This window comes from Gordonia sp. NPDC003429, from assembly GCF_053588575.1.
Window position 1 is genome coordinate 750726 of sequence record NZ_JBSFQF010000001.1, and the last position, 16095, is coordinate 766820.

Genomic DNA, 16095 nt, shown 5'->3' on the forward strand with positions numbered 1-16095 from the left:
TTTGGGTGCCGGGCCGCGCGTACGTTAGGCTTGCTCTCGCCCATTGAGCCCCCGTAGCTCAGGGGATAGAGCGTCTGCCTCCGGAGCAGAAGGCCGCAGGTTCGAATCCTGCCGGGGGCACTTCTTTATCGTGACGCAGTCGCCGCGGTCGGTTCGATTGCGTGTGGGGAGCCGACCAAGGCGCGCGGTCGAGCTCAGCCGTGGTGGACTCGATACGTCGCGTGGACCATTCCTCCGCTTGACGCGTTGGTGGCCACGAGCTCGAGTTGAGTGTCTACGTCGAGCGCCCCGAACAGCGGCAATCCCGCGCCGATGAGTACCGGTACCCAGGCGATGGTGATCTCGTCGATCAGGCCGGCGCGAAGGAAGGTCTGGATGACCTGTCCTCCGTCAACGTAAACCTGGTCAGCTGCGCTCGAGTCCAGTCGTTGGGTTGCCTCTGGCAGATCGCGGGCGACGCTGATGCGGTCATCGTCGTTGTTCAGCGTTGTCGATAGAACGATGACTTGTTTGCCGTGGTAGGGCCAGCGATCGAAGGTCAAGACCTTCTCATAGGTTCCTCGGCCCATCACCAGATGGTCCACACTGGGAAAGAACGTCTCCCACCCCTCGACTTCTACGCTGCTGGTGATGCGCGCGTGGTCGGGCCCTGGCTGCGGATCTGTGAGCCAGTCGATGTCTCCGTCGCGTCGCGCGATGTACCCATCGAGGCTGACCCCGATGAACACCCGTCCTGTCCAGATGCGTTGTGCGGTCATGTCCATGCCCCCAGGAGTTCGTCGAGTGTTCGAGATGCTGCGGTGGGATCCGGTAGGGCGGCGCTGCGCAGCATCGATCCGTGTAGTGCGTCGAACAGCAGTGCCGCCCCGCGGGTTGGATCCCGAAGACCGGGCAATTCGAGCCGCCGCAGCAGCCCGGACAGGTAACTGATCTCTTTGCCCCAGCCTTCGACGAGCAGTGGGCGCAGGGAGTCGTCGATGAGGTCATCGACAAGATTGACCAACCCGTAGGCAACCGCGTGCGATCCACCGGCGATGAAGCGTTCTGCAACCCACGCCCGCAGCTCGTCCTCGACCGGTACGACACCGTGTGGCGCGCCCGGAATGGAGTCGATCCAGCGACGACTCAGGGCTTGCAAGACGCCGCTGCGAGAGCCGAACCGTTTGATCAGGCCCGCGGGACTGAGACCGACAGCGGGCGAGATCTCAGCCAACGTCCACGGCTGCAGTTGTTGCCGCTCGCTCAGCGTCGCCGCGATGCGGTCGACGAGAACATCCTGTTCCTCACGTCGTGGTCGTGCCACCTAGTTAGTAAACCATGATTCGCTAACCTGGGTTGGTCCGACGGTGTCAGGACGGACCTGGCCGGCCGCCGAGCACTCGCATTGGCGTCATTGCGCCAGGAACCCGGTGTCCGCACCGTCGCTGATCCCCACGTACAGCCGTCGCCACGGATCGGTGCCGACGAGCCGCCACTGGTGCCCGGTGCCGACGGTGTCCTCGGCGACGAGCACCACGCCGGGTTCGAGACGGAATCCCTCGCCGTCGCGGGTGACGAAATCGAGGACCCCCGACAGCGTGATCACGTACTGGCGACGAGGTGCGGTGTGCCAGTCGAGCGAGCCCCCCGAACCGGTCTCCTGGAATGCCGCGGAGGTGGTGTCGACTGCCGCCGACCGGGTGCCCCCGTCAGCCCACTCGATGCGGCCCTGCTCGACATGCGAGCGGCCGTCGTCGTCGCTGAAGAGTCGTATCGCCGAGATCATCATCCGACCCTAACGTGACGACGACGTGAACAGGTTGCTAGCGTGAGGCCCATGTGCCGTTGGCTCGCCTACTGTGGCTCACCCATCCACCTCGAAGACCTCCTCACCCGGCCGTCGCATTCCCTGGTCGACCAGAGCTTCGAGGCCCGGCAGCTCTATCTGCCGGGCGCCCCGATGACGTCGATGTTCCGCAACCACGCCTGGCCCACCAACGGCGACGGCTTCGGCGTCGGGTGGTACGGCGACCGCAGTTTTCCCGGCCAGTACCGCGACATGATGCCCGCATGGAGCAACCACAACCTGCAGCGTCTCGCCGAACAGATCTCCTCGCCGATGTTCCTGGCCCACGTGCGTGCCGCGCTCGGTGGCACCATCGACCGCGTCAACTGTCACCCCTTCCAGTATGGCCGCTGGCTGTTCCAGTACAACGGCGAGATCGAAGGTTTCAGCAAGCTCAAACGCGACCTCACCTTCGACGTCGATCCCGGGCTCTACCCGTTCATCGAGGGCAACGCCGACACCGAACTGTGCTTCTACCTCGCGCTGACCTACGGCCTCGACACCGACCCGAAGGGGGCGCTGGCAAAGATGGTGGGACGCGTGGAGCAGGCCCGTACCGACCACAACATCGACGATCCGTTCACCGCCACCATCTGCGCGGCCAACGGCGACGAGATCTACGCGGTGCGCTACTCGAGTAACCGACAGTCCAACACCCTGTACCACTCGTCGGGCCTGATGCGGTTGAGCGCCGGGGACGGTACCGGCCACATCGAACTGCCCGCCGACGGACGCATCGTGGTGTCCGAACCACTCGAACTGGAGTACTCCGACACCCACTGGGTCGAGATCCCCGAGTGGTCGATCGTGACCGTTCGTCCGGGCTCCGAACCGGTCGTCGAGGACTTCGTGCCGACGGTCCGGCCGCACTGAACCGCTGCGAGGCGACGGGCGATTATCACCCCCGCAGCCGCGGCCAATAGGATGGTGACCTGTGACTCCCGCCGACCTCGCCGCATTGCTGAGCGCCGTGACCCGGGCCGTCGTCTCCGACCACGGCCTCGATGACTCCCTGGTGCCCGATTCGATCGTCGTCGAGCGCCCCCGCAACGCCGACCACGGCGATTATGCGACCAACATCGCGCTGCAACTCGGCAAGCGCCTCGGGGTGGCCCCGCGCGAACTCGCCGGCTGGCTCGCCGACGCCTTCGCCGGTGCCGACGGCATCACCAAAGCCGAGGTCGCCGGTCCCGGATTCGTCAACATCTGGCTGGCCGCCGCGGCACAGAACACGGTGGTGGCCACCGTCCTGGAGCAGACCGGCGAGTTCGGGCGCGGCGGCGAACTGTCCGACAAGGTGATCAACCTCGAATTCGTGTCGGCCAACCCCACCGGCCCGATCCACCTCGGTGGCACCCGCTGGGCCGCCGTCGGCGACGCGCTCGCCCGGGTGCTGTCCGCCCGCGGCGCTGCGGTCACCCGCGAGTACTACTTCAACGATCACGGCGCCCAGATCGACCGCTTCGCCCGATCGCTGGAGGCCTCGGCGCTGGGTCGCCCCACCCCCGAGGACGGCTACGCCGGCGAGTACATCGTCGACATCGCCCGCGACGTCGTCGACCGGGTGCCCGGGGTACTCGACCAGCCCGAGGAGCAGCGCGTCGAGACGTTCCGGGCCGTCGGCGTGGAGTTGATGTTCGACCACATCAAGCAGAGCCTGCACGAATTCGGCACCGACTTCGACGTCTTCACCCACGAGAACAGCATGTTCACCTCCGGCCTGGTCGAGGAGTGCATCGCCGAGTTGCGGGCCAACGGCAACCTCTACGAATCCGACGGCGCGTGGTGGCTGCGCACCACCAAGTTCGGCGACGACAAGGACCGTGTGGTCATCAAGAGCGACGGCGAGGCCGCCTACATCGCCGGCGACATCGCCTACTACCGCGACAAGCGCAACCGCGGTTTCAACCTGTGCATGTACATGCTCGGCGCCGACCATCACGGCTACATCACCCGGCTCAAGGCGGCCGCCGCCTCGCTCGGCGACGACCCCGACACCGTCGAGGTCCTCATCGGACAGATGGTGAACCTGGTCCGCGACGGCAAACCGGTGCGGATGAGCAAACGGGCGGGCACCGTCATCACCCTCGACGACCTCGTCGAGGCCGTCGGCGTGGATGCCGCCCGCTACGCTCTGATCCGGTCGTCGCTCGACGTCAACATCGACATCGACCTCGACCTGCTGACCACGCAGTCCAACGACAACCCGGTGTACTACGTGCAGTACGCGCATGCGCGGCTGGCCGCGATCGGGCGCAACGCCGCCGAACTCGGGCTCTCGCCGCACATCGAGCACCTCGACCTGCTCGATGATCCGGCCGAAGGCGACCTGATCCGCACGATCGGCGACTTCGACGAGGTGGTGGCCACCGCGGCCGATCTGCGTGAACCGCACCGCATCTGCCGGTACCTGGAGACCCTGGCCGGTACCTATCACCGCTTCTACGCGCGGTGCCGGGTGCTGCCGCAGGGCGACGAGGAACCCGCCGACATTCACCGCGCGCGGCTCGCGCTGTGCGCGGCGACCCGCCAGGTCATCGAGAACGGCCTCGACCTGGTCGGCGTGAGCGCCCCGGAGCGGATGTGAACGCACACCCGGCCGGCCCGCGGCACGCCGAGATCCTCGCCGCGCCCCACCTGGCGCAACGTCCCAACGACCCCGCCGTCCTCGCCGCCATCCCGGCGCATGTGTGGCCGCGCAACGCCGCTCGCGACGACACCGGCGAACTGACGGTGGCCGGGGTCGGCGTGGGCGAACTCGCCGAGCGTTTCGGCACCCCGCTGTTCGTGCTCGACGAGGCCGACTTCCGCTCGCGCTGCGCAGACATGATGTCCGCGTTCGGCCCGTACGGCACGGTGCACTACGCGTCGAAAGCGTTCCTGTGTACCGAAGTCGCCCGTTGGGTGGAGCAGGAGGGCTTGTCGCTGGACGTGTGTTCGGGCGGTGAACTCGCCGTCGCACTGCACGCGGGCTTTCCCGCCGAGCGAATCGCGTTGCACGGCAACAACAAGAGCGCCGACGAGCTCGCCGCGGCGGTCGACGCCGGGGTGGGTCACATCGTGCTGGACTCGATGATCGAGATCGATCGTCTCGACGAGATCGCCGGTGCCCGTGGCGTGGTGGCCGACGTACTGATCCGGGTGACGGTCGGCGTGGAGGCGCACACGCACGAGTTCATCGCCACCGCGCACGAGGACCAGAAGTTCGGATTCGCGCTCAGCGGTGGCGTGGCCATGGACGCGGTGCGCCGGGTGTTCGCCACCGACAACCTGCGTCTGGTGGGCTTGCACAGTCACATCGGCTCGCAGATCTTCGACATGGACGGGTTCGAACTGGCCGCACACCGCGTGCTGGGTCTGCTGCACGACGTGGTCGCCGAGTTCGGAGTGGCCAAGACCTCGCAGATGTCGATCGTGGATCTCGGTGGGGGACTGGGTATCTCCTACCTCCCGGAGGAGGATCCGCTGCCCGTAGACGAGGTGGCGCAGACGCTCGCGGGCATCGTGCGCCGCGAGTCGGCCGCGGTGGGCTTGCCGATGCCGACGATCTCGGTGGAACCCGGGCGTGCGATCGCCGGGCCCGGCACCATCACGCTCTACCGGGTGGGCACCATCAAGGACGTCGCACTCGGCGGCGACGCGGTGCGCCGCTACGTGTCCGTCGACGGCGGCATGAGCGACAACATCCGCACCGTGCTCTATCAGGCCGACTACGACGTGCGGCTGGTCTCGCGCATCTCGCACGCCGACGCCGTGGTCAGTCGCGTCGTCGGAAAGCATTGTGAGAGCGGCGACATCGTGATCCGGGACTGCTGGCTGCCCGCAGACCTGACACCCGGCGACCTCATCGCGGTGGCCGCCACCGGCGCCTACTGCTACTCCATGAGCAGCCGTTACAACATGATCATGCGGCCCGCCGTGGTGGCCGTCGCCGACGGCGATGCCCGCGTGATCCTGCGACGTGAGACCATCGACGACTTCCTCAGGCTGGAGATGAGCTGAATGAGCGACAACCCCGACAACACCGACGGCGCAACGCCCGCCGCTCGGAGCATCGGCATCGCGGTGCTGGGCATGGGCAACGTGGGTGCCGAGGTGGTGCGGATCATCGAGGACAACGCCGACGACCTGCGTGCCCGCGTGGGCGCCCCGGTCGAATTGCGCGGCGTCGCGGTGCGGGATCTGACCCGACCGCGCAAGATCGCCCAGGAACTGCTCACCGACGACCCGGCCGAACTGGTGGCGCGCGACGACGTCGACATCGTCGTCGAACTCATCGGCGGAATCGACCCCGCGCGCGAATTGATCCGCACCGCACTGCAATCGGGCAAATCGGTGGTCACGGCGAACAAGGCGTTGCTCGCCGAGTACACCGGCGAACTCGCCACCGCCGCCGCCGGGGCCAAGGTGGACCTGTACTTCGAGGCCGCGGTGGCCGGAGCGATCCCCGTGGTGCGGCCGCTCACCCAGTCGCTGGCCGGGGACACGGTGGACCGGGTCGCCGGAATCGTCAACGGCACCACCAACTTCATCCTGTCGGCGATGGCCGAGACCGGCGCCGATTACGCCGACACCCTCGCCGAGGCCGGTCGGCTCGGCTACGCCGAGGCCGATCCCACCGCCGACGTGGAGGGCTACGACGCCGCCGCGAAGGCCGCCATCCTCGCCTCGATCGCCTTCCACACCAGGGTGACCGCCGCCGACGTGCACCGCGAGGGCATCACCTCGGTGACCGCGGCCGACCTGGTGGCCGCGAAGAAGTTCGACTGCACCATCAAGCTGCTCTCGATCTGCGAACGCGTCCGCGGCGAGGACGGATCGCAGCGGGTGTCCGCCCGCGTCTACCCGGCCCTGATCCCGCTGACCCATCCGCTGGCCACCGTCAACGGTGCCTTCAACGCCGTGGTGGTGGAGGCGGAGAACGCCGGACGGCTGATGTTCTACGGACAGGGTGCCGGCGGAGCGCCCACCGCGTCGGCCGTTCTCGGCGACATGGTGATGGCCGCGCGCAACAAGGTGCACGGTGGTCGCGGTCCGCTGGAGTCGACCTACGCCTCGTTGCCGATCGCCACGATCGACGACGTCCCCACCCGCTACTACGTGTCGATGCGTGTGGCCGACAAACCGGGTGTGCTCGCCCAGGTGGCCAACGAGTTCTCCAAACGGTCGGTGAGCATCGCCGCGGTGCGCCAGGAGGGCGCGGGAGACGACGCCCGGCTGATCGTGGTGACCCACCGCGCGCCGGACCGGGCACAATCGGAATGCGTTGCAGCACTGGAAGACATGGACGCCGTGATCAAGGTGTCGAGCGTCTTGCGATTGGAAGGAACCGATGACTGACGCCACCCCCGCGCCCACCTACGCGCCGGTGCACGCCGGCTGGCCGGGCCTGATCGAGGCCTACCGCTCCCGGCTCCCGGTCGGCGACGACTGGAAGGTGGTGACCTTGCTCGAGGGCGCCACCCCGCTGGTGTCGGCGCCCCACCTCTCGGAATTGACCGGCTGCGAGGTGTATTTGAAGGTCGAAGGCCTCAACCCGACCGGGTCGTTCAAGGACCGCGGCATGACGATGGCGGTGAGCAACGCCGTGAACAACGGCAAGACCGCCGTGCTGTGTGCCTCCACCGGCAACACGTCGGCGTCGGCCGCCGCCTACGCCACCCGCGCCGGAATCACCTGTGCCGTCCTGATTCCCGAGGGCAAGATCGCGATGGGCAAACTCGCCCAGGCGGTGATGCACGGCGCCAAGATCATTCAGGTGCGCGGCAACTTCGACGACTGCCTGGAACTGGCCCGCAAGGCCACCGCCGAGTTCACCGAGATCGAACTGGTGAATTCGGTCAATCCGGCCCGGATCGAGGGACAGAAGACCGCGGCCTTCGAGATCGTCGACGTGCTGGGGCGGGCTCCCGACGTGCACGCGTTGCCGGTGGGCAACGCCGGCAACATCACCGCCTACTGGAAGGGCTACCGCGAGTATCACGCCGACGGCGTGAGCTCCACCCTGCCGCGGATGCTGGGCGTGCAGGCCGCAGGCGCCGCCCCGCTGGTGAGCGGTGAGCCGGTGAGCAACCCCGAGACCATCGCCACCGCCATCCGCATCGGCAACCCGGCGAGCTGGCATCAGGCGGTGGCCGCCCGCGACGAGTCGAACGGTCAGTTCCGTGCCGCGACCGACGAGAAGCTGCTCGAGGCCTACCGGCTGGTCGCGGGCAAGGAGGGCGTGTTCGTGGAGCCCGCCTCGGCCGCCAGTGTGGCCGGACTGCTCGCCGCCCACGCCGACGGGTGGATCACCCCGGGACAGACCGTGGTGTGCACCGTCACCGGAAACGGACTCAAGGACCCCGACACCGCCTTGTCGGGAATGCCCGAGGTGGAGGCAATCGACGTCGACCCGATCGCGGTGGCCCATGCGCTCGGCGTGGCCTGAGTCATCGGCGGACGGCGTGATGGTCACCCCCGACACTGTGTATCGGCAACTGCCCGAGGGTATCTCGGCCCACGTGCGGGTGCCCGCGTCGAGTGCCAACCTGGGCCCGGGATTCGATTCGCTGGGCCTTGCTCTCGGCATCCACGACGAGGTGTCCGTCGAGACCACCGCGTCCGGCATTCTCGTCGAGGCCACCGGAGAGGGTGCCGTTCAGGTACCCACCGACGCCAACCATCTCGTTGCGCGGGCGTTGATGGCGGGGCTGGCCCACGCGGGCCTGTCGGCGCCCGGGCTGCACCTTCGCTGCATCAACGCGATCCCGCACTCGCGCGGACTGGGATCCTCCGCGTCGGCGGCGGTGTCGGGGCTTGCCGCCGCATCGGCGCTCATCGCCGCGTCGGGTCTCGCCGACCGGCTGAGCACCGACGAACTGGTGCAACTGTCCGGGGAGTTCGAGGGTCATCCCGACAACGCCGCGGCCAGCGTCCTGGGATCGGCGGTGGTCACCTGGTCGGAGGCGGGGGAGCTTCCCCGGTACGGCGCGCGTCGACTGACGCTGCATCCCGACATCCGGGCCACCGTGTTCGTGCCCGCCACCGAATCGTCGACGTCGGTGACCCGCGGGTTGCTGCCCGCGGAGGTGCCGCGCGCCGACGCGGTGTTCAACGTGAGCCGAGCCGCGCTGGCCGTGGTGGCGCTCACCACCGATCCGGGCTGCCTGTTCGTCGCCACCGAGGACCGGCTGCATCAGAAGTACCGGGCCGTGGCCATGCCCGAGACCATCGAACTCGTCGACGCCCTGCGTGGCCTCGGGCTTGCGGCGACGGTGTCGGGTGCGGGCCCGAGCGTGCTCGTGCTCGGTTGCGACCCGGTGGATGGTCGGGCGCGCGAGCACGCCGCGAATCTCGGATTCAGTGCCAGGGCGGTCGAAATCGCCGGTGGCGTGGAGATCGGATGATCCGGTGATGCGGCCGTGGCGTGTTGCCCGTATCATGCGAACGGGTTACGATAGTCTGGTCTAGCCGCGCAGGCTCGTTCCGCCGTGCTTCTCACCGATCACTGATCTGCCCATCCGGTCGGCCCCGGATGTCCGCTCAGTAGTCACAGATCTGAGGCATGACGCAGCATTCGAGCAGGCAGATTTCTGACGACCTTCCAGTTCAGGAGTAGTACACCGCAGCCGGACGACACGATCTTTTCTGCCGGTCCACCACGGACGGCAGATATCCCTCTGCAGGACACCGCCTGTCGAGCAGAATTCGACGGTGCACTCGTGCAGAAGGTGACACCACACCCTCGTGCAGCACTGTGGCTGTAGAGGAACGAAAGGACATCCGTGACCGATACGGACCTGATCACCGCACCACCCGCCGAGCGTGAGACCGGCAACGACGGTTCCACGGCGGCCACCACGACGAAGGCACGCACCGGACTGTCCGGCATGGTGCTCACCGAGCTCCGGTCGCTGGCCGGAGAACTCGGCATCAAGGGCACGTCGGGTATGCGCAAGGGCGACCTGATCGCCGCCATCAAGGAACGCCAGGCCGGCAACACCCCTGCGGCCGCCGCACCCGCACGTGCCACCACGCGTCGCACCAAGAGTGACAAGGCCGAATCGCCCGCGCCCGAACAGTCGGCCCCTGAGCAGACGGCCCCCGAACAGACCGCCACCGCCACCGCGCCCGCGCAGACCACGCCGGCACCCAGCGCTTCCGAGCCCGCCGCGGATGCCTCCACGGCCGAGCGTTCGCCGCGCACCGATCGTCGCGACGGTGACGAGGGACGCGACAACCAGCAGGGCGGTCAGGGCAACCAGCGCAACCGCACCCGTGGCCGCAACCAGTCGGGCCAGAACACGAACGGCCAGCAGAACAACCACGGCGGCCAGGGCTCGAACAACAACCAGGGCTCGAACAACAACCAGGGCTCGAACAACAACCAGGGCTCGAACAACAACCAGGGCTCGAACAACAACCAGGGTTCCAACAACAACCAGAACAACCGCGACGACGACAACGACGGCGGGGGTCGCGGTCGCCGCGGACGTCGCTTCCGTGAGCGTCGTCGCGGACGTGATCGCGAGTCCACGTCGGGCGAGCCGCAGATCTCCGAGGACGACGTCGTGGCGCCGGTGGCCGGCATCCTCGACGTCCTCGACAATTACGCGTTCGTGCGTACCTCCGGCTACCTCGCCGGGCCAAACGACGTGTACGTGTCGATGAACATGGTCCGCAAGAACGGACTGCGTCGCGGCGACGCCATCACCGGTGCGGTCAAGGTGCCACGTGAGGGTGAACAGCAGAATCAGCGCCAGAAGTTCAATCCGCTGGTCCGGCTGGACACGGTGAATGGTGGCGACATCGAGACCGCCCGCAAGCGTCCCGAATTCGGCAAGCTCACCCCGCTCTACCCCAATCAGCGGTTGCGCCTGGAGACCACCCCGGATCGCCTCGATACGCGCGTGATCGACCTGATCATGCCGATCGGCAAGGGGCAGCGCGCGCTGATCGTGTCGCCGCCGAAGGCCGGTAAGACCACGATCCTGCAGGACCTCGCGAACGCGATCACCACCAACAACCCCGAATGCCACCTGATGGTGGTGCTCGTCGACGAACGACCCGAAGAGGTCACCGACATGCAGCGCTCGGTGAAGGGTGAGGTCATCGCCTCCACCTTCGACCGTCCGCCGTCAGACCACACCTCGGTGGCCGAACTGGCCATCGAGCGGGCCAAGCGCCTCGTCGAGGCCGGCAAGGACGTGGTGGTGCTGCTCGACTCCATCACCCGCCTCGGTCGCGCCTACAACAACGCGTCGCCCGCGTCGGGCCGCATCCTGTCCGGTGGTGTGGACTCCACGGCGCTCTACCCACCCAAGCGATTCCTCGGCGCGGCGCGCAACATCGAGAACGGCGGCTCCCTGACGATCATCGCCTCCGCGCTGGTCGAGACCGGTTCCACCGGCGACACGGTGATCTTCGAGGAGTTCAAGGGCACCGGCAACGCCGAGCTCAAACTCGACCGCAAGATCGCCGACCGTCGCGTGTTCCCGGCGGTCGACGTCAACCAGTCGAGCACCCGCAAGGACGAACTGCTGATGTCGCCCGAGGAGTTCGCGATCGTGCACAAGCTGCGTCGTGTGCTGTCCGGGCTGGATTCACAGCAGGCCATCGACCTGCTGATCAGTCAGCTCAAGAAGACCAAGAACAACATCGAGTTCCTGATGCAGGTGCAGACCAACGCACCCGGCGCCATGCGGGACGAGTGACCCCCATCGCCCGCCGTCCCCGTACGCCAGTCCGCTACAAGACCGAGATGATCTGGGCGAGAAGGATCTTGACCACCATCGCGGTCGGGTAGACCAACGCGTAGCCCAGCGCTATGCGCGGGTCGTCCCCGCTGCGGGCATTGGCGAAGGCCAGATGGGCGGGATTGGTCTGTGCGCCGGCCAGGGCGCCTGCCATGCGGACACGACCGATCCGCAGCACCCACCGGCAGGCGGCGTACATCCCCACCGCCATCACCAGGGAGGTGGCCGCGCCGGTCACCAGGATGTCGACGATCGCGCCACTGGTGAACGCGTCGAGGATGAGCGAACCGGCCTTGGTACCCGCGAACGCGAGGAAGAGCAGTAGGCCGATCTCGGTGACCACCTGCGCGGACGTGACCGGCATGGACGTGGGAATCGGCCCGATACGACCCACCTTTCCCATCACCAGGCCGACGATGAGGGTGCCCGCCGCCGCACCCAACGACAGCGACCCCAGCCCCGGAATCGGAATCGGGATCAAACCGAGCAGCAGTCCCACGGCCAGGCCGAAACCCAGTGCCGGCGCATTGAGTTCGGTGAGACCGCGCGACGAATCACCGAGTTCGGCGGCGATCCTGCGCATCTTGTCCGGCGGCGCCACCACCCGAATCCGGTCTCCGAGCGCGATCACCGTGTCGGGGTTGGCGATGAAGTCGGTGTCGCCGCGGCGTACCCGCGTGGCCGAGCCGCCGTGGCGATCGAGTTCCAGATCACGGATGCGCCGGCCCGCGAGGTTCGGCGCCGAGACGGTGATACGACGAAAATCCAGCGCACTGCGATCGGCGGTGAGATCGTGCGTCGAGCGATGACCGATCTCGTCGATCAGCGCGTCGATGTCGGCACGCGGGCCGATCACGGTCACCAGATCGCCGGTCCGCAGAATCTGCTCGTCGTCGACGGGTGTCACCGGTTCGTGTGCGCCGTGCGCGATCCGGGAGAAGGTCAGGCGATGGCCGTGGCGCGACCGCAGACCGGCGACGCTCACGTCCGGGCTCTCGATGCGCACCGTCACGCCGATCACCTTCGGTGGGGTGTCCGGATCGTCGTTGCCGAAGCGGAACGCGAGCGCCACCATCACCAGCATCAGCAGAACGCCGAAGACGTAGGCGCAGGCATATCCCACGGTTGCCTCGGCCGAGCCACCGGCGGCCGCGAGCGCGGGCGTGTTGGTCACCGCACCGGCAAACGTGCCGGCAATGGTCTTGTGCGACAGACCGAATGACGAACCGACGAGGAACACCGTGATCGCCGCCGCGATCAACACCACGGTGATCGTGACCACGAGCTTCCACGCCGAGCGCAGTGATGCGAAGAAGCTCGGCCCGGCCACGAGTCCCGTGGTGAACGCGAAGAGCACCAGTCCCAGATTGCCGACGATCTCGGCCACCTTCATGTGGACGTCGAAGGCGGTGCCGACAGCGGTGATCACCAGCGCGGTGAACAGCACTGCGGCCGGGCCGAGCGCCACGCCACGAATCGAGACGCGACCCAAGGCGGCACCGATCCCGATCACGATCGCGAGATATAGCAGTGGTTGCTCGGCGAGCAACCGCGCAACCGCGGTCACCGGTCTACGACATCGCAGGTGTACATGCGACGAGTATCGACCCCGGTGCCCAACGACGCAGGTGGCAGAAGACCTTCTTCAGGTGTGATCTGCGTCCACCGGGTCAGGCGGTCACGTCACGCAGCAATTGGTCCCATGCCCAGAACATAGCCGGCTCGACCGGGCCGGTCTGGGTGATCAGCATGCTGCACCGGGCGTGACGGTCGTAGAGCTCGATCGACGCGGTGGGACCCCACACCCCCTGAGACCATGTCACCCAACACTGCGCCACCAGACCGAAGTTGATCATGGCGCGGCTGCTGCCCGACGCGAGAATCATCTGGCCGCGGTGCTCGCGCGCGGCGTCGAGCCGATCGTGGTGCATCTGTAGACAGCCGGGTGCCGCGGCCACCACGGTTAGCTCCAGAGCGTGCAGCGCCGCGTGCTCCAGCGCGGCGACGACCCGGCGGGTCTCGACCCTGCGGTATCCGTGCTCGGCGTACGCCGGCATCGACGCGAGGCGCCGCACGCCGCCGTCGGTGAGTACGTCGTCGAGCTGGGTCACCTGATCCTCGAGCGCGTCACTGGTGCAGCACAGCGTGGGTGCCGGGGCGGGCACGGTGCGGCCCGAATCGCCGAAGGCGCCCGCCGACAGGGTGATCGCCTCGAACCCCAGTCGATCGGACCCCTCGGTGAGATAGGTGGCGTGTGCGGTGTTTCCCTCGCGGTCGAACATCCGCAACGTTCCAGGTGTGTGCGCCTCGGGTTCGGTCACCAGCATCGTGCCCAGCCGCGACGGCTCGATGCGCAACGTGATCTGCGACGGCCGGCAGCGAATCGGACCACCGGTCACCACCGGGGCGGCGTACACGCCCACGTCGTTGACGATGACCGGGCCCGCCACCGTGACCCCGACCACTTGATCCAGCAGCGGCAGATGGGCACCCACGCCGACGACGTCGTCACCGATCACCGTGCCGCGGAAGCCGGGGTCGGCGAGCAACGCATGCAGATCGCTCTGCTTGCGTGCACGGGCACAACGACATTCGCGTTCGCGCGCACACGGCGCGGTGTTCTCGCCGGCGTCCGCGCGGTGCGGATGTGCGGGTTCATCGGGGGTGGCTGGCATCGTTGCCGTCCTTTTGTGTGTAGGTGTGCGATGGGCGCGCGGCTAGTAGACGTCGCGCAGATAACGTTTGTCCTTCTTGAGCCGGGCCACGACATCGGCGGCATCGTCGGGCCCTACATCGCCGTGCCGGGCGATGATCTCGTGCAGCGCGTCGTCGACGTCGCGGGCCATCCGGGTGGCGTCGCCGCAGACATACAGGTGGGCGCCCTCGTCGAGCCAGCGATACAGTTCGGCGCCGTGCTCGCGCATCCGGTCCTGGACATAGATCTTGTGGTCCTGGTCGCGGGAGAACGCGAAGTCGAGCCGGTCGAGTACCCCGTCGGCGACGAACTGGTTGATCTCGTCGGCGTAGATGTGATCGCAGGCGGCGTGCTGATCGCCGAAGAACAGCCAGTTCTCGCCGGTCGCGCCTCGACCGGCGCGCTCGTGCAGAAACGCGCGGAACGGTGCGATGCCGGTGCCCGGACCCACCATGATGACCTTCGCGGTGTCGTCGGCGGGCAGCCGGAACGACTTGTTGGGTGTGATGTACACACCGACGGTCTGGCCGTCGGTCACACGATCGGCGAGGTAGGTGGAGCAGGTGCCGCCGCGCTCACGTTCGCCGGTGCGGTAGCGCACGGCGGCCATGGTGACGTGCACGGTTCCCGGGTGGGCGCGCGGACTCGACGAGATGGAGTACACCCGATTGGCCAGCGGCCGCAGCTCGGCCAGCAACTTGTCGGGTGTGATCGTCAGCGCCGCATCGACGTTCAGCAGGTCCAGCACGTCACGGCCCCACAGATAGGCATCAAGGGCCTCATGGTCGCCGGTGGCGCTCAGGTGGGTGAGTTCGGGGTCACCGCTGCGGCTCGCGATGTAGTCGAGCAGATACTTCGAGGCCGTCGTGATCTCGTAGCGCGTGGTCAATGCCTCACGCAGTGTCCGCTGCTCCTTGCGGTCGACGATCATCGTGTCGCCGGGAACGCCCAGACGGTCGATGATGGCCTCCACCAGATCCGGGTCGTTCACCGCGCCGATGCTGATCCCGTCACCGGGTTCGTAGGTGATGCCGCTGTCGCCGAGCCCGATCACCAGGTGCCGAACCTCCTTGTCCGATCCGGGGCCCGACAGCACCGAATTGGCCACGACGGTCGCCGGATACGGGTTCTTGCGACCCCAGGGGGCAGTGCGGGACGCCGCCCGGGCCGTTGTGACGCCCGGCGCGGCGGCGGGCTTCTCCGGTGCGGCGGGTGTGAATGCGGGCTCATGCGGCGCGGCCAGCGCGGGGATCGCCGCACCCATCCAGTCCTGCGCCCGCTGCCGGAAGTCGACGTCGCAGTCCACGCGGTCGATCACCCGGGTGGCGCCGAGTTCGGCCAGCCGCGCATCGAGGTTCTTGCCCGATTGACAGAACCCGTCGTAGATCGAATCACCCAGCGCCACGAGTGCATACGACATGCCTTCCAGACGCGGCGCCTCCGGTGCGGCGATCGCCCGCCAGAACTCCTCGGCATCGTCGGGCATGTCGCCCTCACCGTAGGTGGACACCGCGATCAGCACACGCCGCTCGGCCGCGAAAGAAGCCACGTCCATCTCGGCCATGTCGCACACCCGGGGATCGAGTCCGTGTTCGGCGGCGAGCACTTTCGCGGCGTCGGCCACGAACTCGGCGTTGCCTGTCTGGGTTCCGTACAGGATCAGCAGCCGCTCGGCGGTCTGTTGCACCGGCATGCCGGGCGCGGTGACGTCCGTCGCTGTGCTCTGCACGCTCTGCGGCATCGTGATCCGGGTACCCAGGCCCGCGAGAAACCCGGCGAGCCAGGCCTTCTGGTCGCCGGTGAACGGGATGTCGGAGGGAATGTAGGGGAGTTGCACG

Annotated in this window: 13 protein-coding genes and 1 tRNA gene; 8 read left to right on the forward strand and 6 right to left on the reverse strand. The window is 67.6% G+C overall.

The features are described 5' to 3' along the window. Positions 1-47: 47 nt before the first annotated feature. Positions 48-120, forward strand: a tRNA-Arg gene (locus ACWDSI_RS03425). 74 nt (positions 121-194) lie between these two features. Here the strand turns inward: ACWDSI_RS03425 and ACWDSI_RS03430 are convergent. The 3 genes from ACWDSI_RS03430 to ACWDSI_RS03440 form a co-directional block, all read right to left on the reverse strand. Next, the gene (locus tag ACWDSI_RS03430) at positions 195-764 is read right to left on the reverse strand and encodes a dihydrofolate reductase family protein (protein ID WP_449745984.1); all 570 of its coding nucleotides are present in this window, start codon (positions 762-764) and stop codon (positions 195-197) included. Further along, on the reverse strand, positions 755-1303 hold the full coding sequence (locus ACWDSI_RS03435) for a TetR/AcrR family transcriptional regulator (RefSeq protein WP_449745983.1): 549 nt from the start codon (positions 1301-1303) through the stop codon (positions 755-757). The genes ACWDSI_RS03430 and ACWDSI_RS03435 overlap by 10 nt, the downstream gene beginning before the upstream one ends. 87 nt (positions 1304-1390) lie before the next feature. After that, positions 1391-1765, reverse strand: coding sequence for a cupin domain-containing protein (locus ACWDSI_RS03440; protein ID WP_449745982.1), 375 nt, complete (start codon positions 1763-1765; stop codon positions 1391-1393). Between the two features lie 51 nt (positions 1766-1816). Here ACWDSI_RS03440 and ACWDSI_RS03445 point away from each other — a divergent pair, with 51 nt between their 5' ends. The 7 genes from ACWDSI_RS03445 (at position 1817) to rho (ending at position 11520) form a co-directional block, all read left to right on the forward strand. Further along, positions 1817-2698 (forward strand): class II glutamine amidotransferase, encoded by an 882-nt coding sequence (locus ACWDSI_RS03445; RefSeq protein WP_449755655.1) that lies wholly within the window; start codon positions 1817-1819, stop codon positions 2696-2698. Positions 2699-2759: 61 nt separating this feature from the next. Continuing rightward, on the forward strand, positions 2760-4412 hold the full coding sequence (argS, locus tag ACWDSI_RS03450) for an arginine--tRNA ligase (protein WP_449755656.1): 1653 nt from the start codon (positions 2760-2762) through the stop codon (positions 4410-4412). Beyond that, positions 4409-5827 (forward strand): diaminopimelate decarboxylase, encoded by a 1419-nt coding sequence (gene lysA / locus ACWDSI_RS03455; protein ID WP_449745979.1) that lies wholly within the window; start codon positions 4409-4411, stop codon positions 5825-5827. The genes argS and lysA overlap by 4 nt, the downstream gene beginning before the upstream one ends. After that, positions 5828-7165 carry a homoserine dehydrogenase gene (locus ACWDSI_RS03460; protein ID WP_449745978.1) on the forward strand — a complete coding sequence of 446 codons (1338 nt, stop codon included), beginning with the start codon at positions 5828-5830 and terminating at the stop codon, positions 7163-7165. After that, entirely contained in the window at positions 7158-8255 is a 1098-nt protein-coding gene (gene thrC, locus ACWDSI_RS03465) for a threonine synthase (RefSeq protein ID WP_449745977.1), read from the forward strand. Before ACWDSI_RS03460 ends, thrC begins: the two co-directional genes overlap by 8 nt. A gap of 19 nt (positions 8256-8274) precedes the next feature. Further along, a complete protein-coding gene (gene thrB / locus ACWDSI_RS03470) occupies positions 8275-9213 on the forward strand; it encodes a homoserine kinase (RefSeq protein ID WP_449755657.1) in 939 nt (312 codons plus the stop codon). 378 nt (positions 9214-9591) lie between these two features. Beyond that, positions 9592-11520, forward strand: a complete 1929-nt coding sequence (gene rho, locus ACWDSI_RS03475; RefSeq protein WP_449755658.1) for a transcription termination factor Rho — start codon at positions 9592-9594, stop codon at positions 11518-11520. A gap of 34 nt (positions 11521-11554) precedes the next feature. Here rho and ACWDSI_RS03480 read toward each other — a convergent pair whose 3' ends face one another. The 3 genes from ACWDSI_RS03480 to ACWDSI_RS03490 all read right to left on the reverse strand — a co-directional run bounded on the left by ACWDSI_RS03480 (position 11555) and on the right by ACWDSI_RS03490 (position 16094). Continuing rightward, entirely contained in the window at positions 11555-13129 is a 1575-nt protein-coding gene (locus ACWDSI_RS03480) for an aspartate:alanine exchanger family transporter (RefSeq protein ID WP_449755659.1), read from the reverse strand. A 103-nt stretch (positions 13130-13232) separates the two neighbouring features. Then, positions 13233-14237 carry a heme transporter gene (locus ACWDSI_RS03485; protein ID WP_449755660.1) on the reverse strand — a complete coding sequence of 335 codons (1005 nt, stop codon included), beginning with the start codon at positions 14235-14237 and terminating at the stop codon, positions 13233-13235. A gap of 42 nt (positions 14238-14279) precedes the next feature. Continuing rightward, positions 14280-16094, reverse strand: a complete 1815-nt coding sequence (locus ACWDSI_RS03490; RefSeq protein ID WP_449755661.1) for a sulfite reductase subunit alpha — start codon at positions 16092-16094, stop codon at positions 14280-14282. Position 16095: the final 1 nt, after the last annotated feature.

Bases quoted from the DNA above. Each gene is read 5' to 3' on its own strand.
- ACWDSI_RS03430 (WP_449745984.1), bottom strand. From the start codon at position 764: ATGGACATGACCGCACAACGCATCTGGACAGGACGGGTGTTCATCGGG.
- ACWDSI_RS03440 (WP_449745982.1), bottom strand. From the start codon at position 1,765: ATGATCTCGGCGATACGACTCTTCAGCGACGACGACGGCCGCTCGCAT.
- ACWDSI_RS03445 (WP_449755655.1), top strand. From the start codon at position 1,817: ATGTGCCGTTGGCTCGCCTACTGTGGCTCACCCATCCACCTCGAAGAC.
- ACWDSI_RS03460 (WP_449745978.1), top strand. From the start codon at position 5,828: ATGAGCGACAACCCCGACAACACCGACGGCGCAACGCCCGCCGCTCGG.
- thrC (WP_449745977.1), top strand. From the start codon at position 7,158: ATGACTGACGCCACCCCCGCGCCCACCTACGCGCCGGTGCACGCCGGC.
- thrB (WP_449755657.1), top strand. From the start codon at position 8,275: ATGGTCACCCCCGACACTGTGTATCGGCAACTGCCCGAGGGTATCTCG.
- ACWDSI_RS03485 (WP_449755660.1), bottom strand. From the start codon at position 14,237: ATGCCAGCCACCCCCGATGAACCCGCACATCCGCACCGCGCGGACGCC.